Origin of the sequence: Sphingomonas sp. LM7, assembly GCF_002002925.1 — a bacterium.
In the GTDB taxonomy this organism is placed as follows: Bacteria; Pseudomonadota; Alphaproteobacteria; order Sphingomonadales; family Sphingomonadaceae; genus Sphingomonas.
Window position 1 is genome coordinate 901,190 of the sequence record NZ_CP019511.1, and the last position, 23,403, is coordinate 924,592.

Sequence of the window (23,403 nt, forward strand, 5' to 3'; positions counted from 1 at the left end):
CGCTAACGCGGCAGCGTGATCGTCGCAGTGAGGCCGCCGCCGTCGCGATTGGCGAGGACGATGTCGCCGCCGGCGTCATTGACGATCGCACGCGCCAGCGCGAGGCCAAGGCCGATGCCGCCGGTGTCTCGGTTGCGCGAGGTCTCCAATCGCGTGAACGGCGCGAACACCGCGGCGAGCTTGTCGGCGGGGATGCCGGGGCCGCGATCGGCGACTTCGATCGCGACCTTGTGCTCGCCGGGAAGCAGGCGGACTTGCGCGCCGTCGCCATATTTGACGGCGTTCTCGATCAGGTTGCGCACCGCCCGGCGCATCAGCGAGGGGCGCAGGTGCATCTTGAGCCGCGGCGCTTCCTCGAACTCGACCGGGTGATCGAGCTCACGGAAATCATCGACCACCGCGTCGATCAAGGCCGAGAGATCGACGTCGGTGGGCGGCTCGCTCGGCCGACCCAGGCGGGCGAGCGACAGGATGTCGTCGAGCGTGCGGTTCATCTCGTCGATCGTGTCGGCCATGCGATTGCGGTCGTCGTCGTCATCGACCGATTCGATCCGGACGCGCAGCGCGGCGAGCGGTGTGCGAAGGTCGTGGCCGATCGCGCCGAGCATACGGTCCTTCTCGTCGAGCATCGCGTTCACGCGCAGGCTGAGCAGATTATAGGCGGCGATCACTGCGCGGACGTCGCTGGGTCCGCGCTCCTCGAGCGGGTTGGCGCCATCGCCGGGGCGAAAGTCGCGCGCGGCGCCGGCGAGCGAGCGCAACGGCTTGGAGATGCGGCGGACGATCCACATCACCGGCAACAGGATGATGACGTAGAGGATCAGGGTCTGGAAGATCAGCGCGGCAATCAGCCGGCGATCGGCGCGATACCAGGGCGCATTGGTGGTAAGCCAACCCTTGCCCGGCTGCTCGATCGCGACGACCAGCGCAATGCCCGGCCGCCGGCGATCGCGGCTCTCTTCGGGAGCCATCTGGCGGATCCCGGTGTCGATCCGTCCGGCGGCGATGCCGAGTTCGGACAGCTGGGCGCGGAGCTCTGCAGCAACTTCGTCGCGCCGTTCGAGCCCGGACGGGATCGGATTGTTCGCGACCCGCCGCACCCGGCCCCGATCGGGGGACAGCGCGCGCCCGTTGGTCCGTTCGCGTTCGAGCGCGTCGGTGATCCGCGTGATCGACTGGCTCGTCGCCTGGGCGAGCCGGAATTGAGTGCGGTCGCGCACGGCGATGGCGAAATTGACTGCCTGCGCCGTGAATAGCGCGACGGCGATGAGCAGCGCCATCTGGCCGGCCAGGCTTTTCGGGAGAAAACGCCTCAAAGCCGGGTCACCTCGGCGGCGAGGGTGTAGCCGCCGCCCCAGACGGTCTTGATCAGCGCGGGGTTCTTGGCGTCGGGCTCGATCTTCTTGCGCAGGCGGCTGACCTGGTTGTCGATCGCGCGGTCGAAGGCGGCGGCCTCGCGACCCTGGGTCAGATCGAGCAGCTGATCGCGGGTGAGGACCTGGCGGGGGCGGGTGACCAGCGCGTGGAGGAGGTTGTATTCGCCGGTCGACAGCGGGACCGAGACGCCTTCGCGGTCGACCAGCGCGCGCTCGCCGGTCTTGAGCACCCAGCCGGCGAAGGCGTAGCTGCCGGTCTCGGGCGCATGCTGCTTGGCGCCGCCGCCGGCCACGCGGCGGAGGATGACCTTGATGCGCGCGGCGAGCTCGCGCGGGGAAAACGGCTTCACGACATAGTCGTCGGCACCCATCTCCAGTCCGACGATTCGGTCGGTCTCTTCGCTGCGCGCGGTCAGCAGGATCACCGGGGTTTCGCCGGTCTCACGGATATGGCGGCAAAGGCTCAGGCCGTCCTCGCCCGGCATCATGATGTCGAGGATGACGAGATCGATCGCGTAGGCAGCCATCCGCGCGCGAGCGCCCTCGGCATCGCCGGCCTGGGTGACGCGAAACCCCTGCTTGGTGAGATATTGCGCGAGCGGCTCGCGGATCGAGCGTTCGTCGTCGACGAGGAGGAGATGGGGGGCTTCGGACATGATGCGACCGTAACAACTCCGACGATGAAAAGAAGTGCCGGGCGGCGAGAGGAGGGTAAGCCGCCCGGCACAGGGAAGCTATTCGGCGCCGCGGCGCTCCATCATCCCGCGCATCCGCTCACGCGCAGCGGTGCGTTCGGCCTGGTCGAGCTTGCCGTCGCCGTTGGTATCGAGGCGCTCGAAGCGACGCGTGGCCTGGGCGCGCTGTTCGGCGAGCGAGATGGCGCCGTCGCCATCAGTGTCGATGCGGCCCATCATGCGGCCGCCGCGCGTGCCGTCGCCGGGGCGCTCGTCCTTGGCAATCTTGCCATCCTTGTTGGCGTCGAGCTTGGCGAACCGTGCGTCGACATCGGCGAGGAACTCAGCCTTTGTGACAGTGCCGTCGCTATTGGTATCGGCCTGGCCGAAGGGGTCGGCGCCGGCCTGCGGCGCGGCGAGGGCGGGGGCGGCGAGCAGCGCGGTGCCGAGCAGCGCGGCGGCAAGGGTCTTGTTCATGCGGCGAACTCCAACAGGGCGCGGAATTCCGCGACTGATGGCCTTTTGGCGGGGAGCTGTCGCAAGGGTTTGTCAGCGAGTGGGCAAGTTGTCGCAAATTGTCGCGGGAGGTGCGACGCATATTGTACCCCTGCGAAGGCCGGGGCCCAGCTTCGACGAACTGGCGAGCTTGGCACCATCCACCGACGGGATTGCAACTGGGCCCCGGCCTTCGCCGGGGAACGGGTGGGTTTCGGCTTGGGGCTCAGCCGAAGATCGCGACGCCCTGCATGGCTTCTGCGATCGGTTCGCCGGCGGCATTCCAGATCGACATGCGCTGGCTGCTATAGCCGTGATGCGCGGTGTCGGCGCGGGCGTGGAGGAGCCACCAGCCGTCATCGGTGCGCGGCTCGGGGGTGAGGAAGTTGATCTGCCAGTTGAGCGAACTGAGCGGAGTCTGGCGCTGCGCCGCGAGCTTGAAGGCGCCGGGGGGCAGGCCGTCGCCGATCGCCATCAGTTCGACCATCGGGTGGAGGCCTTCGCGCGCGCGAAGGCGCGCCCAGCGCAGCCATTCGGTGGGCCCCAGATCGGCTTTCGAATCCCAGAAATTGAAGTTGCCGGTGAAGAAGGTTTCGGGACCGGTGTAGAGTTCAGCGTCGGGCGCGGGAGGCGCGATCGTGCCACGGGGCGCTTCGTCATGCGCGATCACCGAGGAAAGCTCGGCCATGAACACGAAGGTCGCGCGCAGGCCGAGGCCGGCCTCGGACGTCACATCGGCCTGGAGGAAGGCGGCGTTGCGACCGCGGCGGAGCTTGGTCGCGGTGACGGTGACGTCACCGGCGAGCGGGCCGATAAACGCGATCTGCGCCGAACGGAGCGGGGGCAGGTCGGGTTCGAGTTCGAGCGCGGCCTGAAGCGCGAGTGCAGCGGAAAGCCCGCCATAGGCAGTACGCCCCTGCATCCAGTCGCCCGGGATCGTGGCGCGGAACCCGGCGTCGTGGCGCTCGGCGGCGGCGAGGATATCGGCGATCGGTGTCATAGATGGCGGTCGCGCAGCTCGCGCTTGAGCACCTTGCCGATCGCGCTGCGCGGCAGCTCGTCGACGCGGCGGAGATCGGCAAGGCGCTGGGTCTTGCCGAGGCGGGCGTTGCACCAGGCCAGGATATCCGCGGTTTCGCCGCCGCCGACATAGAACCCGACCGGAGTCTCGCCCCATTGCTCGGACGGCATGCCGACGACGCTGCAGTCGGCGACTTCGGGATGCTGGGCCAGTACCGCTTCGAGGTCGGAGGGATAGACGTTGAAGCCGCCCGAGATGATCAGGTCCTTCTTGCGATCGAGCAAGGTGAGGAAGCCGTCTTCGTCGAAGCGGCCGATATCGCCGTGGCGGATGAAGCGGTTGCCGGCCTCGTCATACCAGCTGGCGTCGTCGGTGGCCTCGGCCCGGCCATGATAGCCGGTCATCATCGCGCCCGAGCGGCCGACGACTTCGCCGGTCTCGCCTTGTGCGACTTCGCGGCCTTCGTCGTCGATCAGGCGGATGTCGTGGCCGTCGATCGGCTTTCCGACGGTGTTGAGCTTGTCGGGGTGGGCGTTGCAGATGAGGATCGTGGTGCCGCCGCCTTCGGTCATGCCGTAATATTCGACGAGCAGGCCGGGCCAGCGGGCGAGCACATCGGCCTTGAGCTCGGCGGAGAAGGGCGCGCTGGTGCAGGTCTTGAGCGTGAAGCTGGAGAGATCGAAGCGGTCGAATTCGGGATCGGTCATCAGCCGGCGATACTGGACCGGCACCAGCATCGTGACGCTGCCGCGGTGCTTCTCGGCCTGGACCAGATAGTCGCGCGCGTCGAACTTGGCCATCAGCACGACCGTGCCGCCCCAGCCGAGCGTGGGGAGGAAGCTGACCAGTGTGGTGTTCGAATAAAGCGGGGTGGCGACCATCGTCACTGCTTCGCCGAACCCGGCAGGGGCACGGCCGATATGGACCCAGCGCATCGCGTGCGGCTGGACGATGCCTTTTGGCGTGCCGGTGGTGCCGGAAGAATAGATGATGTTGAACGGATCTTCGGGGGCGATGATCGCGGGCGCCGGCGTGCCGTCGCCGAGCCAGTCGTCGAGATTTTCCAGCGCGACGGTGCGCACCGGCACGTCGATGGCGTGCGCGGCGTCGTGGAACAGGATCGGCGCGCCGCAATCGGCAACCATTGCGGCGAGTTGCCCGGGCGTGGCGGAGGGGGCGAGCGGGGCGGCGACGCAGCCGGCGCGCAGGGCACCCAGCAGCACCAGGCCATAGTCCAGCGTGGAGGGGCCGAGGATCGCGACCGGCTGGCCCGGCGTGACGCCGTCGCGCTGGAGCGAGAAGGCGATGCGATCCATCGTCCGGTCGAGCTCGGTATAGCTCACTACGCGGTCGCCGAAGACAATCGCGGGCTTGGTGCCGCGTTCGCGGGCATGGGCGCGGATGAGATCGGCGAGTGTGGCGAAGTCGCTGGCGAGCATCGTCGCGGCGGTCGTGAAAGTGTCCCCCATATGTCTGGAACGCTAACCGACCGCCGGGACGAACGCCATACGCAAGTTTCGAAAATTCTATCCACGCCCAAGACTGAAGCGGGAGAGGCCTGGAGGATGGTCAGCTTTTTGACGCACTCGACGTCTGGCCGAACAGGACCTTGCGTTCCTCGTCGGTCATCGGGGTCGCATAGGAGCGGACTTCGCCACCTTTTTCGTAGGCGCGGATCGTAGCGGGGCGGGCGGCAATGCGATCGAACCAGGCCTTGAGGGCGGGGAAATCGTCGAGATTCTGCTTGTGCGCCTCGTGCGGCACGATCCACGGATAGCTCGCCATATCGGCAATCGAATAGTCGCCGGCAATGAACTCGCGGCCCTCGAGGCGCTTGTTGAGGACACCATACAAGCGATTGGTTTCGTTGACATAGCGGTTGATAGCATAGTCGATCTTCTCGGGCGCGTAGACGTTGAAATGGCCGTTCTGTCCGGCCATGGGGCCGAGGCCACCCATCTGCCACATCAGCCATTGCGACTGCTCGATCTTGGTGCGCTGGTCGGGGCCGAAGAACTTGCCGGTCTTGTTGGCGAGATAGAGGAGGATGGCCCCGCTTTCGAACACGCTGATCGGCTCGCCGCCATCGGCGGGGGCACGGTCGATGATCGCGGGCATGCGGTTGTTCGGACTGAACTTGAGGAATTCGGGGTCGAACTGGTCGCCCTTGCCGATGTTCACCGGATGGATCTCGTAATCGAGCCCCGCCTCTTCGAGGAAGAGCGTGATCTTGTGGCCGTTCGGGGTGGGCCAATAATAGAGCTCGATCATGATGGTCTCCGGTGCTTGAGCGCGGGAGATGGGGCGCGGTTTTCGTTACGCAATCGGTGCGGGGCGAACTTTTGGCACGACGCGCAGAATCACGATGAGCAGCGCGGCGAGCGCAAGCGCCGCGGCGAATACGAAATTGCCCGCGGGGAAGCCGCGCTCGGCACCGAAGGCCAGCGCCTGGGTAAGGGTGAGCGGGGCGAGGATCAGCGCGACGCTGTTGAGGCTCGCCATGCCGCCCTGCAGCGCGCCCTGATGCTGGGCGTCGGTCATGCGTGACAGGAGGGCATTGATCGAGGGGTAGGCGAGCGCCTGGAAGGCGCTGAGCGGGATCAGCGCATAGACCATCCAGCCTTCGCGCGCGAAGATATAGCCGAAGAACACCAGCCCGCCGGCGAGGATGCCGAGCACGACGGTGCGCGCCTCGCCCCAGCGCTTGATCGCGCGGCCGGTCACCAATGTCTGGACCAGCGCCATTGCGACGCCCGAGGCGGCGAGCGACCAGCCGATCGCCTGCTCGTCCCAGCCGAGCGCGATCTCGGACCAGAACGCCCAGGTCGCCGGATAGACCATGTGGGCGAACTGCCAGAGGAACGCGGCGATCAGCAGCCAGCCGGCATTGCCCGCATGGAGCAGCGGCCTGAACGCGGCGAAAACGTGCGCGTTGCCCCAGCGAAAGGCGCGGCGCTGGCCGGGGAGCATCGTCTCGGGAAGCGCGACCAGGATCCACAGCGCGTTGAGCCCAGCCAATACCGCGGCGGCGATGAACGGCGCGCGGGTGCCGAAGCCGGCGAGCAATCCGCCCATCGCCGGTCCGAGGATGAAGCCGATACCGAAGGCCGCACCCATCAGCCCGAAGGTCGCGCCGCGCTTTTCGGGCGGCGTGACGTCGGCGAGGACGGCGTTGGCGGGGCCATAGGAGGCACCCGCGATCCCGGCGATCATCCTGCCGACGAACAGCCAGGCGATGCTCGGTGCCACGGCCATGAAGGCGTAATCGATCGAGAAGGCGAGCATCGAGAAAAGCAGCACCGGGCGGCGGCCGAAGCTGTCGCCGAGGGTGCCGAGGATCGGGCCGGCGAAGAACTGGGTGACGGCATAGGCGGCGAGCATATAGCCGCCGATCCGTGCAGCATCTTCGAGGCTGACATGGGCGAGATCGACGATGAGGCGCGGGAGTACGGGCATGACGATGCCGAAGCCGATCGAATCGATCAGGATCGCGGACAGCACGATCGGCACCGCGCGGTGGTGGAACTTCATCGACTTCCCCTTTGCCGTCGAGTTGTGGCGGAACAATAGGGGTACGTCAAAGGCGCAAGCATCATCGCGCGCAAAACCGGACCAAGGCCAAGCGAAGTTCGACGCTTGACGCCACGGCGACCATACCGCATCTTCGAATCGAGCCGAACACGGCATGGAGAGGAAGATGGCGACCGCACCCGAGATCGACGCGCCGACGGACCCTTTGGAGGGATTTCGTGCGCACGCCCGCGAATGGCTGGGGGCGCATTTCCCGCCTTCGCTGAAGGGCAAGGACAACGCAATGTCGGCGGTCGAGGGGCCGCACGAGAACTCGTCCGAGGAAGATGCCTGGCAGGCGGCCATGGGCGAGAAGGGCTGGGGCGTGCCGACCTGGCCCAAGGAATATGGCGGCGGTGGGCTGAGCCGTGCCGAAGCGCGCGTGCTGCAGGAGGAAATGGCGCGGATCGGCGCGTGGAATCCGATCGGCGGGATGGGCGTGATGATGTTCGGGCCGACGTTGCTCGAATATGGCAGCGAAGAGCAGAAGCGCGAGCATATACCGGCGATCGCCAAGGGAACGGTGCGCTGGTGCCAGGGCTATTCGGAGCCCGGCGCGGGATCGGATCTCGCCAGCCTGCAATGCTTCGCCGAGGATCGCGGCGACCATTATGTCGTCAACGGCCAGAAGACCTGGACCAGCGGCGGACAATGGGCGGACAAATGCTTCATGCTTGTCCGCACCGACAAGACCAAGAAGCATGAAGGCATCACCTTCGTGCTTTGTGACATGGATACGCCGGGCGTCGAAGTGAAGCCGATCCGGCTGATCTCCGGGTCATCGCCGTTCTGCGAGACCTTCTTCACGGATGTGAAAGTGCCCAAGGCCAACCGCGTCGGGCAGGAAGGCGAGGGCTGGACGATCGGCAAGCGGCTGCTCCAGCATGAGCGCTCCAGCCTGTCGGGCGGGGGATCGACTGCGGGGCGGATGTTCTCTGGCGCGCCACTTGGGCAGCTCGCCAAGAAATATGTCGGAGTGGACGAGCAGGGGCGGATTGCCGACGCCGATTTGCGCGGCCGGATCGTGCGGCACGACATGGACATGCGCGCCTTCATGCTGACGCTGCGCCGGGCTTCGCTGGAGGCCAAGTCGAACCAGGGGCCGTCGGCGGCGACCTCGATCATGAAGAATGTCGGCGCGCGGATCATGCAGGAACGCTCCGAGCTGCTGATCGAGATCCGCGGACTCGCCGGGCTCGGCTGGGAAGGCGAGGGGTTCGAGGCGGATGCGTTGAAGGATGTCCGGTCGTGGCTCTTCGGCAAAGCAGTGTCGATCTATGGCGGATCGAGCGAAATCCAGAACAACGTGATCGCCAAGCGCATCCTCGGGATGCTGGATCATCAATAGTCCTCCCTCTCTCCGCCTGCGGGGAGAGGGTCGGGGAGAGGGCATGGCGAGAGTGGGCCGCACTGCCCCTCTCCCCAGCCATCTTCCCTGAGAGAGAGAGAGGGAGTTTTTTGTGGCCGTACTGACCGAAGAACAGACGATGCTGCGCGATATGGCGCGCGAATGGGCAGACAATGAATCGCCCGTCACTGCTTTCCGCAAGATGCGCGATGCGGCGCCGGCGGCGTTCTACGACGCTGCGGCGTGGCAGGCGCAGGGCGAGATGGGCTGGGCCGGGATCCTGGTTCCCGAGGCGCGGGGCGGCGCGGGGATGGGCTATCTGTCGCTCGGGCTGGTGCTCGAGCAATTGGGGCGCACGCTAGCCGCGACGCCGCTGGCGGCCACGGCTGCGGCGACCAGCGCGCTGATCCTCGGCGGCTCGGAGGCGCAGCAGGCCGAGTGGCTGCCGCGGATCGCTGCAGGCGACGTGGTGGCGGCGCTGGCGACGGACGAGGGGCCGCGGTTCGCCCCTGACAAGATTGCGACGATTGTCGAGGGCGGCAAGCTCAGCGGGACCAAGGAATTCGTCGCCGAGGGCGACAGCGCACACTTGTTCGTCGTGGCGGCGACCGACGGGCTTTATCTGGTGTCAGGCGACGAGGGTGTGACGCGGAGCCCGCGCAAACTGACCGACTCGCGCAGCCACGCGCAAATCCGGTTCGACGGCGCACCGGCCGAGAAGCTGGAGGGCGGCACCGACCTGCTCACCCAGGTGACCGATCGCGCTGCGGCGGCACTGTGCGCCGAGATGCTGGGCATGGCAGAGGCCGCGTTCGCGCAGACCAACGACTATCTCAAGACGCGCGTCCAGTTCGGCCAGGTATTGGCGTCTTTCCAGGCGCTTCAGCATCGTATGGCGAAGATGTTCACCGAGCTCGAGCTGATGCGATCGGTGGTCGAGGGCGCACTCGAGGCGATCGATTCCGGACGCGCGAACGTCAGCCAGGAAGTCAGCCTCGCCAAGGCGGTGTCCGGCGAGACGCTCCACCTTGTCAGCCGCGAGATGGTCCAGCTCCATGGCGGGATCGGCATGACCGACGAGCATGATGCGGGCTTCACGCTCAAGCGCGCGCGCGTGCTTGAGGCGATGTGGGGCAATGCCGCGTGGCACCGCGAGCGCTTCGCGCAACTCAACGGCTATTGATCGCATCAACCGATCGTCTGGACCGGCTTTCCGAAAGCCGGTTTGTTGCGGCGCACCCAAATTCGCACTGGTGCAATCGGGCAACACCTGACAGCCAGTCCCGCTTTGCAACGTTTGTTATGCTTGACGCGCCTTAGGGAAAAGGTTGTTATTCGAGGGTAGGGTATGGAACCGGAAAGCGTTCCAGCTCGTGGTGGAGAGGGAGATGACGATGCGGTTACGCCTTATGTCGGCCTGTGCGGTTCCGGCGATGATCATGGCGCTCGCGGCGCCCGCCTGGGCACAGGAAGTGCAGGACGCTGCAACGACCAGCGATGCCGAGCCGCAGCAGCAGAGCAGCGGCTATGATTCGAACGAGATCGTCGTCACCGCCCAGGGCCGTGCGCAGGTTCTCGCCGATGTGCCGCTCGCAGTCTCCGCAATCAGCGCCGAGACGCTCCAGCAATCCGGCGCGACCGACATCCGCGCGCTCAACCAGGTAGCGCCGTCGCTGCTTGTCTCCTCGACCGGCAGCGAAGCCAATGGCTCGGCGCGTATTCGCGGCATCGGCACGGTCGGCGATAATCCCGGGCTCGAAAGCTCGGTCGCGGTGTTCATCGACGGTGTGTATCGCTCGCGCTCGGGCATCGGCCTCAACGAACTCGGTGAGATCGACCGCATCGAAGTGTTGCGCGGGCCGCAGGGTACGCTGGGCGGACGCAACGCCTCCGCCGGCCTGATCAACATCGTCAGCAAGGCGCCTTCGCCGACCTTCGGCGCAGGTGGCGAAGTGACCTATGGCAATTACGATCACCTGCGTGTGTCGGGCTATGTCAACGCGCCGCTGGGCGACACGCTCGCGGCGCGCGTGGACGGCGTCTATGTGAAGCGCGACGGCTTCTACCAGGACGTCACCAACGACCAGGACATCAACAACCGCAACCGCTATTTCATTCGCGGTCAGCTGATGTTCGAGCCGTCGAGCGACCTCTCAATCCGGCTGATCGGCGACTATACCAAGCGCGACGAGGAATGCTGCGCGGCGACCTATGTCAGCAACCAGATGAACGAATATATCGGCGGGCTCAACGATCCGGCGCAGAACAACATCGTTCGCGTGCTGCAGGCGCTGGGCCAGCCGGCGGCCGCCTTCACCGAAGGCTATAGCCGCGACGTCTATATCACGCCTGGCCGCAGCTATTCGGGTACCACCAAGGATTGGGGCGCATCGCTGCAGATCGATTATAATATCGGCGGCGCGAAGCTGACGTCGATCACCGGCTATCGCGACTATCTGAGCGACCAGGGGTCGGACACCGATTACAGCTTCGTCGATATCCTGTATCGCGCTGCGGACGGCAATTCGGCGCGGCACTTCAAGACGTTCAGCCAGGAACTGCGGCTGCAGGGCACGGCGTTCAACGAGAAGCTCGACTGGCTGATCGGCGGCTATTACGCCAACGAAGACCTGCAGGTCACCGACAATTTGCGCTTCGGCAACCAATATGGCCGGTTCGCGACGTGCCGGCTCGTCTCGGGCGGCGGGCTCTCGCCGCTCTATTCGCCGACCTCGGCGGGCTGCCTGGCAGTGCGTCCCGCGGCGACGTTCGGTGCCGCATCGCCGCTGATCTACGCGGCAATCGACCGGCTGGACGGGATCAACAATCGCGGCTCTACGCTCGACACCTACAACCAGAACAGCCGCAACTGGGCGGTGTTCACGCACAATATCGTGCACATGGCCAAGGGCCTCGATCTGACCCTGGGGCTTCGCTACACCAACGAGCGCAAGAAGTTCGATGCGACGTTCGGCAACGACAACGTGGCCTGCACCCAGAACCAGGCGAGCTTGCTGCCGCTGCGCGGAGTGGCGACGCTGACTGCGGTGGTCGACGGCATTCTCGGGCTTTCGTGCCAGGGCAATGCGACTGCCGAGCTCAACGGCGTTTCGATCAACGACGAGCGTAACGAGGACGAGTTCACCGGCACCGCAGTGCTCTCGTACAAGCCGACCGAGGATCTGCTGGTCTATGCCAGCTATTCGCGCGGCTACAAGGCGGGCGGGTTCAACCTCGACCGTTCGGCACTCAAGGCGCCGATCCTGCCGTTCGGCGGCCAGGCCGGTGCGCAGGCGCTGGTGGGCAACCTCCAGTTCGACCCCGAGACGGTCAATGCGTTCGAACTGGGCCTGAAATACTCGACAGGGCCGTTCAGCCTGAACATCGCCGCATTCCGCCAGGAGTTCAAAAACTTCCAGCTCAACACGTTCAACGGCACGGTCTTCCTGGTGCAGAACGTCAATGGCTGCAGCGCGAACCTCAACGGCGGCGACCGCGACCAGAGCAAGTTCCCGACCGGGACGAGCTACAATGCCGCTGCCGGAACGACCGGCTCGTGCGGCGCCGACGACGTCACCTATGGCGTTCGCGCACAGGGTGTCGAGCTGGAGGCGTCGCTGGTGCCACATCGCGACATACGCGTCGGGATGGGCCTGACCTATGCCCAGACCAAATATCGCGACCAGCTGGTCGGCACTGCCGCGGGTGGGCCGCTGGATCAGGCGCTGCGCAAGCTGCCGGGCGACAATCTGTCGAACGCGCCCGAGATCGTCGCTACGGCGTCGTTCGCGTGGACGCCGGACATCGGCGGCTCGGGGCTGAGCGGCCTGCTCTATTTCGACACCCGCCTGACCGACGACTATAACACCGGCTCCGACCTGTTCCCGCAAAAGGAACAGGACAGCTATGCGATCTTCAACGGCCGCATCGGCATCCGCGGGCCGGAACAGCGCTGGGCGCTGGAATTCTGGGCACAAAACATCTTCAACGAGAATTACTCCCAGGTGGCGTTCAACTCGCCGTTCCAGGAGGGCGCTGCGAGCACGCCCTTCACCGACCCGCAATATCCGGGCGGACGGCAGATATTCTCGGCCTATCTGGCCGAGCCGCGGACGTACGGCGTGACGCTGCGTTCGCGCTTCTGATCCCGAGGGGGAGCGGCCGGTCCGCTCCCCCTTTTTTTGGGGTGATCCAGGCAATGCCACCTACTTCCGCGGGCGCCGACGCGTCCGCCGCCGACGCCCTTGCGATCCGGCGCCGCACCCTCACCCTGGCGCTGCTGACGCTGACCTATTTCTTCAGCTATATGGACCGGCAGATCCTCGCCATCCTGCAGGAGCTGATCAAGAAAGACCTCCAGCTCAGCGACACCCAGCTCGGGCTGCTCTCCGGCCTCGCCTTCGCGATCTTCTACGCGACACTGGGCATTCCGGTCGCACGGCTGGCCGATCGCGCCAATCGCAAGAACATCGTCGCAATCAGCCTGGCGATCTGGAGCGCGATGACCGCCGCGGGCGGGCTGGCGCAGAATTTCGTCCAGTTGCTGGTCGCGCGGATCGGCGTGGGGATCGGCGAGGCGGGATCGTCGCCGCCCAGCCATTCGATCATCGCGGACCTGTATCCGCCCGAGAAGCGCGCCGGGGCGATGGGCATCTATTCGCTCGGCGTCGTGCTCGGCGCGGCGCTCGGCACCTTCATCGGCGGGCTGGTGGCCAGCGCCTATGGCTGGCGCGTCGCGATGTACGTGATCGGGCTGCCGGGGCTGGTGCTGGCGGTGGTGGTGTGGCTGTTCGTCGTCGAACCCCGCCGGGGAATGGCCGATGCACACACCCATTCGGCACACGATACGATGCCGTCGCTGGCGAACGGCTTCCGCTCGATCCTCGCCAACGGGCCGGCGCTGCATCTGGTGATGGCGGTGACGCTCACGTCGATGATCGGCTATGGGCTGACTGCCTGGGGGCCGAGCTTCATGGTGCGCTCGCTGGGCTTTTCGGTGCGCGAGATTTCGCTGTACGTTGCGCTTCCCGCGGGGGTTGCGGGAGCGGCGTCGGCGGTGTTCGGCGGCAAGCTGGCCGATAGGCTGGCGCGCACCCACGGGCTGCACGCGCAGGCGACGATGGTGGCGGTGCTCAAGACGCTGGCGCTGCCGTTCACCCTCGGATTCTTCCTGCTGGGCAGTCCGGCCGCCGCGGTGGTTAGCTATTTCCTGTATGTGCTGCTGGCGAACAGCTATCTCGGGCCGACCTTCGCGTTGATCCAGGGCCTGGCGCCGGTGCGGCTGCGGGCATTGTGGGCGGCGATCACGCTGCTGGTGATCAACCTGATCGGTCTGGGGCTGGGGCCGACGTTGGTCGGCGTAATCAGCGACCTGCTCAAACCGTCGCTCGGGGCAGAATCGTTGCGCTGGTCGATGCTGGTGTTTGCCGCGGTGACGCCCTGGGCGATCTTCCACTATTGGCGCGCCGGGGTGCTGCTCAAGCGCGGCGCGGCTTGACGCCGGGCGCCCGGGCCGGGACTATCGCCGCAACGTCTCGTTGCTGAGGCGCAAGGTGGGGCTAGGTGGCGGAATGGCAGTCAATCGCAGGGAAGTGGTGAAAGGTGTTGCCTTGGGCGGCGTGGCAATGGTCTCGAAGGAAGCGTCGGCGGCGCCCGCAGACGGCGGCAAGATCGTCCATCACGTCTTTTTCTGGCTGAAGAACCCCGGTTCGGCGGCGGATCGCGAGGCGCTGGTCAGCGGGCTGCGTACGCTCGCCGGGATCGAGGTCATCCGCGACCTGCAGATCGGCGTACCGGCGTCGACCGAGCAGCGCGACGTCGTGGATTCTAGCTTCGACATCTCTGAACTCATGGTGTTCGACAATGTCGTCGATCAGAAGGTCTATCAGGACCATCCCCTCCACAAGGCGTTCGTCGCCAATTGCGAGCATCTGTGGCGCAAGGTGATCGTCTACGACATGCGGACGGTGTGAGCCGGCTGCGTCAGTCCCTGAGCACGCGATCGTCGAACAGGCCATAGGCGAGGGTGGAGGCGTAGAAGGCCACGGCCTTTTCACGGGGCATCGTGCTCGCCCATTTGCGCATGTCGAACGCGGCGTTCTGGAGCGCCATCAGCGCCTGCGACGCGACAAGCGGATCGATCGCGCGGATCGAGCCTTCGGCGATGCCGTCCGACAGCATGCCGGCAAAGCGGCGGGCGATGCGGTTCGAACGGTCGATCATCGTGGTGCGCACATGCGGCGGCAGGCCCGACAATGCGGTGGTGCGCAGCAGCGGACCACGCTCAGAGAATTGATAGTCGAGCAGAGTGGCAACGGTGCTCTCCAGCCGCTCCCAATGGCTGCCTTCATGGCTCTCGGCGAGGCGCTGGGCATCGGCGATGATGTCAAAGCTGCGCTTGTAGCAGGCGATCACCAGATCGTCCTTGGCATCGAGATGGTGGTAGAAGCTGCCCTTGGTGACGTTCAGTTCGGAGGCGATGCGCTGGACCGAGGCGCCGCGATAGCCGAGCTCGTTGATCAGGCGGGTGGCAGCGAGGAGAAAGGCTTCGCGGCCCGGCTCGGGCTCTTCATGCTCGAGATCGAGCAGGCCCGGCGCCCAATCCTGGTCGGGCGAGGCGATGCCGGAACGGAACACGTCCATCAGCCGCGCCTCCACGCGCGGATATTCGTCGACTTCGTAGCGCGGCAGCCAGGCGGTGAGCCAGAAGGTGTTTTCGAGCAGCACATGTGCGCGGGCGCCGTGGAGGTCGGTCTCGGCGCGCGTGCGCCCGGTGCCCCACAGACTCCGGGTCTTGCGGAAGATGTTGCGCCAGCCCGCCATGAGCTGGCCCTTCATCGGGTCCTCCATCGCGCGCAGGTCCGACAGGATCGCGAAATCGCGCTCGTCGCCGCGGCGGATGCGGGCAAGTCGCTCCATGTTGATGTTGAGGTAGCGCGCGACGCGGGCTTCGGGGGTCGGCTCCGCCAGCGCGGCGTCTAGCATCGCGTCGAGCCGTTCGAGCGTCTGCTCGAAGGCGGCGGCGGCGAGATCCTCCTTGCGTTTGAAATAATAGGTCACCGACGTGGTGTTAAGCCCGACGCGGCGCGCGACATCGGCGAAGGTCATGCCCTTCGCGCTCTGTTCGTTGATTGCGTCGGCCGCCGCGGCAAGGATCGCGTCGCGCTTGGCCTGGAAGCGCTTGGTGCCTCCGCCGCTCTCTAGATTTCCAGGTGCATTCATTGCACGCCAGTCTAGCGATTTCGTGGCGCAGCCAAAGCGTTTTTTGAAGGTGCGTGTCTCGATTTTTCTCTACGTCGAACCCCTTTACCGAATATGCGGTACGCTCTAGGCAGGAATCGATAACGAGACTGGAGGATGCTGCGATGGACTTCACGCTGAGCGAGCGGGAAACCTGGTTCCGCGATCCGGTGAAGGCATTTATCGACGGCGAGATCCGCCCGCGCGACGGCGACTATCGCGCCCAGCAGAAGGCGGGCGAGCGCTGGAAAGTGCTCCCGGTGATCGAGGAGATGAAGGCCAAGGCCAAGGCGGCGGGGCTGTGGAACTTCTTCATGCCGCCCAATTCGGGCCAGAGCCATGTCGATGACAGCTTCGCGTTCGAAGGCACCCAGCTCAGCAACCTGGAATATGCACTGTGCGCCGAGGAAATGGGCCGGCTGGGCTGGGCCTCCGAATGCTTCAATTGCTCGGCGCCCGACACCGGGAACATGGAGGTGTTCCACCGCTATGGCACCCGCGCTCAGAAGGATGCATGGCTCAAGCCGCTGATGGAAGGCGAAATACGGTCGGCGTTTCTGATGACGGAGCCGGCGGTGGCATCGTCCGACGCGACCAATATCGAGACGCGGATGGAACGCGACGGCGATCATTATGTGATCAACGGGCGGAAATGGTGGTCGTCGGGCGTCGGCGATCCGCGCTGCAAGGTCGCGATCGTGATGGGCAAGACCAATCCCGATGCCTCGCGCCATTCCCAGCAGAGCCAGATTCTGGTGCCGCTCGACGCGCCCGGCGTGACGATCGAACGAATGCTTTCGGTTTTTGGGTATGATCATGCCCCGCACGGCCATGGCGAAGTGGTGCTCGAAAATGTCCGGGTTCCGGTCGAGAATGTCCTGCTCGGCGAGGGCCGCGGATTCGAGATCGCGCAGGGACGGCTCGGGCCCGGGCGGATCCATCACTGCATGCGGACGATCGGCGTGGCCGAGGAGGCGATCGCGGCGATGGCCAAGCGGCTGGTCAGCCGAGTGGCGTTCGGCAAGCGCCTGTCGGATCACTCGGTGTGGGAGCAGCGGCTGGCGCGGGCGCGGATCGACATCGAGATGACCCGGCTGCTGTGCCTCAAGGCGGCGGACATGATGGACAAGGCGGGCAACAAGGCGGCGCAACTCGAGATCGCGATGATCAAGGTGCAGGCGCCGACGATGGCACTGCAGATCATCGACGACGCGATTCAGGCGCATGGTGGCGCTGGCGTATCGGGCGACTTCCATCTTGCGCACGACTGGGCGGGGATACGCACGCTTCGGCTCGCCGACGGGCCCGACGAGGTCCACAACCGGGCGATCGCGCGGGCGGAGTTCGGGAAATATGGGGACTTCAGGGCGGATCGGGTTTCGTCGGGCGATGTGGGAGTGAGCCGCTAGCATGTTCCCCTCCCGCTCGCGGGAGGGGCTTGGGGGTAACGCCGCGGGCTTTTTGATTTGGGGCCAGGCCCTCCCCCGGCCCCTCCCGCAAGCGGAAGGGGCGGCAACGGACAGCGAAGGACAGAGATGAAAGCAGCCGTACTTTTCGAAGCCGGGAAGCCGCTCGAGATCGCCGATGTTGTGGTGTCGAAGCCCGGGCCGCGCGAGGTGTTGATCCGCACCGTGGCATGCGGGGTGTGCCGGTCGGACCTGCACTTCGTCGATGGCGCCTTTCCGCACCCGATGCCGACGGTGCCGGGGCATGAGGCGGCCGGTGTGATCGAGGCGGTAGGCAGCGATGTCGCGCATCTCAAGCCCGGCGATCACGTCATAACCTTCTTCACCGTGTTTTGCGGATCATGCGAGATGTGCGTGACCGGGCGGCCTTCGCTGTGCATCGATCCTTCGACGCGGCGGCCGAACGGCGCCGAACCGCGGTTGAAGCTCGCCGACGGGACGCCGCTGGCGCCGTTCCTCAATCTGTCGGCCTTTGCCGAGATGATGCTGGTGCATGAGAATGCCTGCGTAGCGATCAGCAAGGAGATGCCGCTTGACCGGGCGGCGCTGCTCGGCTGCGCGGTGATCACCGGCGCGGGAGCGATCTTCAACGACAGCCGGGTGCGGCCCGGCGAGAGCGTCGCGGTGATCGGCGCGGGCGGGATCGGGCTCGCCGCGATCAATGCCGCCAAGATCGCGGGCGCGGGGCAGATCCTTGCGATCGATCCGATGCCCGAGAAGCGCGAGCTGGCGATGAAGCTCGGTGCGACGGGCACGCTTGATCCGAGTTCGGAGACGATCGTCAAGGACGTGCTCAAGCGCACCAATGGCGGAGTGCATTATGCGATCGAGGCGGTGGGACGGCCCAACACCGCCGAGTTGGCGTGGAATATCCTGCGCCGCGGTGGCACCGCGACGATCCTCGGGATGATCGCGCCGGGGCAAAGCGTCAGCCTGCCGGGGCACACCTTCCTTACCGGCAAGAAGATCCAGGGCTCGCTGCTCGGATCGACGCGCTTTCCGATCGATATGCCGCGGCTGGTGCAGATGTACCTCGACGGGCTGCTCGACCTCGACACGATGGTTGCCGAGCGGATCAAGCTGGGCGACGTGAATGACGCGTTCGAGAAGCTGCGCGGGGGGCACAGCGTGCGTTCGGTGATCGAGTTCGCATGAGCGACCTCGACGAAGCTAGGCTGGGCGAATGGCTGGCCGCGAACGTCGCCGGCTTTGCCGGGCCGTTCGGAATTGAAAAATTCGCAGGCGGTCAGAGCAACCCGACCTATCGTATTGATGCGGCAAGCGGATCGTATGTGCTGCGGCGTAAACCGTTCGGGGCAATTCTGCCGTCGGCGCATGCCGTCGAGCGCGAACATCAGCTGATTGCGGCGCTACACCCGACCGGGTTTCCGGTCGCGCGGCCTTACGGGCTTTGCGAGGACCCGGCGGTGATCGGCGCACCCTTCTACATCATGGAGATGGTCGAGGGGCGGACCTTGTGGGACGGGTCGCTGCCCGACATGGCGCCCGCCGAGCGGACCGCGGTGTACGAGGCGATCGTCGATACGCTTGCGGCGTTGCATTCGGTCGATCCGGCCGCGGTGGGGCTGGACGCGTACGGCAAGCCGGGCAATTATTTCGAGCGGCAAGTGGCGCGCTGGTCGAAGCAATATCGGGCGAGCCAGACCGACGACATGCCCGAAGTCGAGAAGCTGATCGAATGGCTGCCGCGGACGGTGCCTGCGCAGACGCGGACGAGCATCGTCCATGGCGATTTCCGGATCGACAACATGATCTTCGCACCCGCCGAGCCCAAGGTGCTGGCGGTGCTCGACTGGGAACTCTCGACACTTGGTGATCCTCTGGCGGACTTCTCCTATTTCCTGATGAGCTGGGTGACCGAGCCCGAAGGGCGTTCGGGAGTGAAGGGGCTGACCGGGCCGGCGACGGGGATTCCCACGATCGAGGCGGTGGTGACACGCTATTGCGCGGCGACCGGGCGCGACGGCGTGCCCGATCTCAACTGGTATTTCGCGTATAACCTCTTCCGGCTGACCGGGATCGTCCAGGGGATCAAGAAGCGGATCATCGACGGCAACGCTTCAAGCGATCAGGCGGCGAAGACGGTCGAGCGGTTGCCGGGGCTTGCGGCGTCGGCATGGCACTTTGCGCGGGAAGCGGGAGCGAGATGAAGAACCTGTTCGACCTGACCGGCAAGGTGGCGATCGTCACCGGATCGACTCGCGGGATCGGCCGGGCATCGGCCGAAGCGCTGGCGGCGCAGGGCGCGAAAGTTGTGATTTCGAGCCGCAAGCAGGATGCATGCGACGACGCGGCGGCGGAGATCAACGCGCGGTTCGGCGAAGGAACCGCGCTGGCGGTGGCGGCGAGCATTTCGGACAAAGCGGCGCTCGAGCACCTTGTGGCGGAGACGCGGCGGGTGTTCGGACGCGTCGACGTGCTGGTCTGCAACGCGGCGTCGAATCCCTATTACGGGCCGCTGGAGGGGATCGCCGATGATCAGTTCCGGAAAATCCTCGATAACAATATCCTGTCCAACCACTGGCTGATCCAGATGATCGCGCCCGAGATGCGGGCGCGGCGCGAGGGCTCGATCATCATCGTCTCGTCGATCGGTGGGCTGCGCGGGTCGCCCGTGATCGGGGCGTACAACGTCTCCAAGGCGGCGGACTTCCAGCTCGCGCGCAACTATGCGGTGGAGTTCGGGCCGGACAATGTGCGGGTGAACTGCATCGCGCCGGGGCTGATCAAGACCGACTTCGCGCGAGCGTTGTGGGAGGATCCCGAACGGATCGCGGCGACCAATTCGACCACGCCGTTGCGCCGGATCGGCGAGCCGGAGGAAATCGCCGGCGCGGTGGTGTATCTTGCCAGCAGGGCCGGCGCGTTCATGACCGGGCAGGCGATGGTCATCGACGGGGGAGTGACGATCTGATGCGGTTCAAGGACAAGGTCGTTATCGTTACCGGCGCAGGATCGGGGATCGGGCGGGCGACCGCGCGGTTGTTTGCCGAGGAAGGCGCGCATGTCGTTGCGGCGGACCTCAGCGACGCGGTGTTCGAGACGGTCGCGGGGCTCGGCGTGCACAGCGATGCGCTGGCGGTTCAGATGGATGCCGGTAATGAGTGCGATGTCGAGCGGCTGGTGGCTACGGCGTGCGACCAGTTTGGTGGGCTGGATGTGTTCTTCGCCAACGCTGGAGTTTCGGGCGGCGCCTCGGGCATCTTCGATTCCACGGTCGAGCTGTGGACCGAGGTGTTGCGAGTCAATCTGATCGGGCCGGCGCTGGCGATCAAGCATGCCGGGCCGAAGATCGTCGAGCGCGGCGGCGGAGCGATCCTGTGCACGGCGAGCGTCGCCGGGCTGCGGTCGGGGGCGGGCGGGCCGGCCTATTCGGCTTCGAAAGCGGGGGTGATCAACCTCGTCCAGAGCGCGGCCCAGCAGCTTTCGACTTCGAACGTGCGGGTCAACGCGATCTGCCCCGGGCTGATCGAGACGGGCATGACCCGGCGCGCATTCGACTACGCGCGCGAAGTGGGCAAGGAAGACAAGCTCGGCCGGCTCAATCCGCTGCGCCGCGGCGGCGTGCCCGAGGAAATTGCGCGGGTGGCGCTGTTCCTCGCCAGCGACGAGGCCAGCTACGTCAATGGGCAGGCCTGGGTGGTGGATGGCGGGCTCTCGTCGAGCCATCCGGTAACGCGGCAGGAGTTCGGCAAGCCGGCGTTCTGATTGACTCGGCGCCGGGTGCGCGACAGCTTCCACGGAAACCACCGGGGGAATGCCATGTCGATGCCGATGCGCGTGTTGCTCGCGATAATGTCGCTACTGCCCATGCCGGCGTTGGCGCAGGATTTCAGCGAAGCCGAGGTCGTGGTGACCGGATCGCGGCGTCAGACCGAGGGTTTCGAGGAAGGTCGGCCCGTGGTTGGTCTGCGACGCGCCGCGGACTTCGCGATCCTCAACGTGACTGTCGCAGGGGATACGCGTGACCGCGATACGCGGCGCAGCGAGATACTGGCGATGGTGAAGAGCGCGATCGATCTTGCGGGCAAGTTCGGCCTCGAACTTGCCACCGGCAACGGCGTGGTCGAGCCATTGACCCCAGCCAATTACCGCAACCTCAGCTTCACCGGGGACAATAGGCCGGATACCGATCGCACCAGTTTCCTCGTCAAGGTGCGGATCGGCAACGGCGTCGATGGAGCAGCAGCGCGCGACCGGATCAACCGCTTCATCAAGGCTGTGCCAGCGGCGGGCCGTGCCGAGATCCGCGGATCCAGCGATGATTTCACCCTCTCGATCGTGGGGCCAGACAAGTTCCGCGGCGAGATACTGGACATCATCGCGGCGGATGCCAAAGCGATCTCGGCCCGGCTCGGGACGGACTATGGCGTGGAGATCAAGGGCCTCGACCGGCCGGTCGAATGGTCGCGAGCCGGGCTGACCGAGGTCTTCCTCTATGTGCCGTACAACATGGTAGTGCGGCCCAAGGGGAATTGAGCGCTTTGCCCGTCAAGGGGTTGTCGGTAGCGACGCCGGGCCGTTAGACGCACTCCCTGCAGCAGCCAGGGAGCAAGAAGTTTGGATACAGTGTCGATCGTCCTGGTCCTGCTGCTGGCGGTGGTCGTCAGCGGCGCGCTGTCGCGGATGCTGCCGGTGTCGGTACCAACGCCGCTGGTGCAGATCCTGCTCGGCGCGGTGATCGGGCTTTCGGTCAACTATCGCGTCGAGCTCGATCCCCAGCTCTTCCTATTGCTGTTCCTGCCGCCGCTGCTGTTCCTCGATGGCTGGCGCATCCCCAAGGACGAACTGCTCAAGGACGTATCGACCGTGGTCGAGCTCGCGCTCGGGCTGGTGCTGCTGACGGTGATCGGGATGGGGCTGTTCATCCACTGGATGATCCCGGCGATGCCGCTGGCAGTAGCCTTCGCGCTGGCCGCCGTGGTTTCGCCGACCGATCCGATCGCGGTGTCGGCGATTGCGGCACGCGTGCCGATCCCCAAGCGGATGATGCACATCCTGGAGGGCGAATCGCTCCTCAACGACGCGTCGGGGCTAGTGTGTCTGCGGTTCGCGGTGGCGGCGGCGCTTACTGGTACCTTCTCGGCCAGCGGCGCGGCACTCAATTTCCTGTGGGTCGCGGGCATGGGCCTCGCGATCGGCGTGATCGTGACGCTTTCGGCGACGCGCGCCAAGGCCTGGGTGACCAAGCGCTGGGGCGAAGATACGGGTTCACAGATCCTCGTCAGCCTGCTGATCCCGTTTGGATCGTATCTGCTTGCCGAGCATCTCCATGCCTCAGGCATTCTCGCGGCGGTGAGTGCGGGCGTCACGATGTCCTTCGCCGAGATTTCGCGCCAGGCGATGGCGGTGACCCGGATGCGGCGCAATTCGGTGTGGGACACGATCCAGTTCTCGCTCAACGGCATCATCTTCGTGCTGCTCGGCGAGCAGTTACCCGGCATATTGGGTGGCGCGCGCGAGACCGTGGCGCTGAGCGGGCATAGCGAGCTGTGGTGGCTGGCAGTCTATGTCGTCGCAATAGTCGCCGGGCTGGCGCTGCTGCGCTTCCTCTGGGTGTGGGCTTCACTCAAGCTCACCATCCTGCGCAAGCGGGGTGACGGCACTGCGATCCAGAGCCCCGACTGGCGGCTGGTCGCCGCGATGTCGCTTGCCGGCGTGCGCGGCGCGATCACGCTGGCGGGCGTGCTGACGCTGCCGCTGGCGCTCGACGACGGGACACCGTTTCCGGCGCGCGACTTGGCGATCTTCCTTGCGACCGGCGTGATCATCGTCTCGCTGGTGATCGCCAGCGCGGGGCTGCCGATGTTGCTCAAGGGGCTGGCGATGCCGCCTGAACCTTCGAAACAGGCGGAAGAGGATGCCGCGCGCGTCGCCACCGCCGAGGCGGCGATCCGCGCGATCGAAGCACGGCAGCATGCGCTGGCCGAAGCGCATGGCGAGGCGGATCGTTACGCCGCGGCGGGCGGCCGCGTGATGGACTTGTATCGCGAGCGGATCGAGGGACTGCGCCAGGGGCCGTCGGACGCCTCCCGCGTGGAGGATCGTCTGGTGCGCGATTTCCGTCTGGTCGGCGTCAAGGCCGAGCGGGCGGCTTTGATGGAACTGGCGCGGGCGCGGCAGATGGGCAGTGAGACTGCGCGGAAGCTCACGCGTGAACTCGACCTATCCGAGGCGCGGCATCGCGGCTGAG

At 65.9% G+C, this 23,403-nt stretch carries 20 protein-coding genes; 12 read left to right on the top strand and 8 right to left on the bottom strand.

All coding sequences use genetic code 11. From position 1 onward, the window contains the following. Positions 1 to 2 precede the first annotated feature (2 nt). From BXU08_RS04135 to BXU08_RS04165, 7 genes are all read right to left on the bottom strand, one after another. Entirely contained in the window at positions 3 to 1,280 is a 1,278-nt protein-coding gene (locus BXU08_RS04135; RefSeq protein ID WP_077508931.1) for an ATP-binding protein, read from the bottom strand. A 32-nt stretch (positions 1,281 to 1,312) separates the two neighbouring features. Further along, a complete protein-coding gene (locus BXU08_RS04140) occupies positions 1,313 to 2,032 on the bottom strand; it encodes a response regulator (protein ID WP_077508932.1) in 720 nt (239 codons plus the stop codon). Positions 2,033 to 2,110: 78 nt separating this feature from the next. Then, on the bottom strand, positions 2,111 to 2,527 hold the full coding sequence (locus BXU08_RS04145) for a hypothetical protein (protein ID WP_077508933.1): 417 nt from the start codon (positions 2,525 to 2,527) through the stop codon (positions 2,111 to 2,113). Positions 2,528 to 2,771: 244 nt separating this feature from the next. Beyond that, on the bottom strand, positions 2,772 to 3,545 hold the full coding sequence (locus tag BXU08_RS04150) for a thioesterase family protein (protein ID WP_077508934.1): 774 nt from the start codon (positions 3,543 to 3,545) through the stop codon (positions 2,772 to 2,774). Beyond that, positions 3,542 to 5,035: a class I adenylate-forming enzyme family protein gene (locus BXU08_RS04155; RefSeq protein WP_077508935.1), complete on the bottom strand. Its 1,494-nt coding sequence runs from the start codon at positions 5,033 to 5,035 to the stop codon at positions 3,542 to 3,544. The genes BXU08_RS04150 and BXU08_RS04155 overlap by 4 nt, the downstream gene beginning before the upstream one ends. A 100-nt stretch (positions 5,036 to 5,135) precedes the next feature. Beyond that, complete coding sequence (locus BXU08_RS04160; protein WP_077508936.1) at positions 5,136 to 5,837, bottom strand: glutathione binding-like protein; 702 nt, start codon at positions 5,835 to 5,837, stop codon at positions 5,136 to 5,138. Positions 5,838 to 5,882: 45 nt separating this feature from the next. After that, complete coding sequence (locus BXU08_RS04165) at positions 5,883 to 7,097, bottom strand: TCR/Tet family MFS transporter (protein ID WP_171982414.1); 1,215 nt, start codon at positions 7,095 to 7,097, stop codon at positions 5,883 to 5,885. Between the two features lie 166 nt (positions 7,098 to 7,263). Between BXU08_RS04165 and BXU08_RS04170 the strand changes: the two genes are divergently transcribed. The 5 genes from BXU08_RS04170 to BXU08_RS04190 all read left to right on the top strand — a co-directional run bounded on the left by BXU08_RS04170 (position 7,264) and on the right by BXU08_RS04190 (position 14,456). After that, entirely contained in the window at positions 7,264 to 8,484 is a 1,221-nt protein-coding gene (locus tag BXU08_RS04170) for an acyl-CoA dehydrogenase family protein (RefSeq protein ID WP_077508937.1), read from the top strand. A 112-nt stretch (positions 8,485 to 8,596) separates the two neighbouring features. After that, positions 8,597 to 9,667, top strand: a complete 1,071-nt coding sequence (locus BXU08_RS04175; protein ID WP_077508938.1) for an acyl-CoA dehydrogenase family protein — start codon at positions 8,597 to 8,599, stop codon at positions 9,665 to 9,667. Positions 9,668 to 9,878: 211 nt separating this feature from the next. After that, positions 9,879 to 12,629 carry a TonB-dependent receptor gene (locus BXU08_RS04180; protein WP_077511994.1) on the top strand — a complete coding sequence of 917 codons (2,751 nt, stop codon included), beginning with the start codon at positions 9,879 to 9,881 and terminating at the stop codon, positions 12,627 to 12,629. Positions 12,630 to 12,682: 53 nt separating this feature from the next. Beyond that, positions 12,683 to 13,981 (top strand): MFS transporter, encoded by a 1,299-nt coding sequence (locus BXU08_RS04185; protein ID WP_077508939.1) that lies wholly within the window; start codon positions 12,683 to 12,685, stop codon positions 13,979 to 13,981. 73 nt (positions 13,982 to 14,054) lie between these two features. After that, the gene (locus BXU08_RS04190) at positions 14,055 to 14,456 is read left to right on the top strand and encodes a Dabb family protein (protein WP_077508940.1); all 402 of its coding nucleotides are present in this window, start codon (positions 14,055 to 14,057) and stop codon (positions 14,454 to 14,456) included. A gap of 10 nt (positions 14,457 to 14,466) precedes the next feature. Here the strand turns inward: BXU08_RS04190 and BXU08_RS04195 are convergent, their stop codons facing one another. Next, positions 14,467 to 15,705, bottom strand: a complete 1,239-nt coding sequence (locus BXU08_RS04195; RefSeq protein ID WP_077508941.1) for a TetR/AcrR family transcriptional regulator — start codon at positions 15,703 to 15,705, stop codon at positions 14,467 to 14,469. 143 nt (positions 15,706 to 15,848) lie between these two features. On the opposite strand from BXU08_RS04195, the gene BXU08_RS04200 reads away from it, so the two are divergent. The 7 genes from BXU08_RS04200 (at position 15,849) to BXU08_RS04230 (ending at position 23,402) form a co-directional block, all read left to right on the top strand. Next, the gene (locus BXU08_RS04200) at positions 15,849 to 17,132 is read left to right on the top strand and encodes an acyl-CoA dehydrogenase family protein (protein WP_077508942.1); all 1,284 of its coding nucleotides are present in this window, start codon (positions 15,849 to 15,851) and stop codon (positions 17,130 to 17,132) included. A gap of 126 nt (positions 17,133 to 17,258) precedes the next feature. After that, positions 17,259 to 18,344: a Zn-dependent alcohol dehydrogenase gene (locus BXU08_RS04205; RefSeq protein ID WP_077508943.1), complete on the top strand. Its 1,086-nt coding sequence runs from the start codon at positions 17,259 to 17,261 to the stop codon at positions 18,342 to 18,344. Further along, positions 18,341 to 19,360, top strand: coding sequence for a phosphotransferase family protein (locus tag BXU08_RS04210; protein WP_077508944.1), 1,020 nt, complete (start codon positions 18,341 to 18,343; stop codon positions 19,358 to 19,360). Before BXU08_RS04205 ends, BXU08_RS04210 begins: the two co-directional genes overlap by 4 nt. Continuing rightward, positions 19,357 to 20,124 carry an SDR family oxidoreductase gene (locus tag BXU08_RS04215; RefSeq protein ID WP_077508945.1) on the top strand — a complete coding sequence of 256 codons (768 nt, stop codon included), beginning with the start codon at positions 19,357 to 19,359 and terminating at the stop codon, positions 20,122 to 20,124. The genes BXU08_RS04210 and BXU08_RS04215 overlap by 4 nt, the downstream gene beginning before the upstream one ends. Continuing rightward, positions 20,124 to 20,918, top strand: coding sequence for an SDR family NAD(P)-dependent oxidoreductase (locus BXU08_RS04220; protein ID WP_171982415.1), 795 nt, complete (start codon positions 20,124 to 20,126; stop codon positions 20,916 to 20,918). The genes BXU08_RS04215 and BXU08_RS04220 overlap by 1 nt, the downstream gene beginning before the upstream one ends. A 54-nt stretch (positions 20,919 to 20,972) precedes the next feature. Continuing rightward, on the top strand, positions 20,973 to 21,689 hold the full coding sequence (locus BXU08_RS04225) for a hypothetical protein (protein ID WP_077508946.1): 717 nt from the start codon (positions 20,973 to 20,975) through the stop codon (positions 21,687 to 21,689). Between the two features lie 81 nt (positions 21,690 to 21,770). Then, positions 21,771 to 23,402 carry a Na+/H+ antiporter gene (locus BXU08_RS04230; protein WP_171982416.1) on the top strand — a complete coding sequence of 544 codons (1,632 nt, stop codon included), beginning with the start codon at positions 21,771 to 21,773 and terminating at the stop codon, positions 23,400 to 23,402. Position 23,403 lies beyond the last annotated feature (1 nt).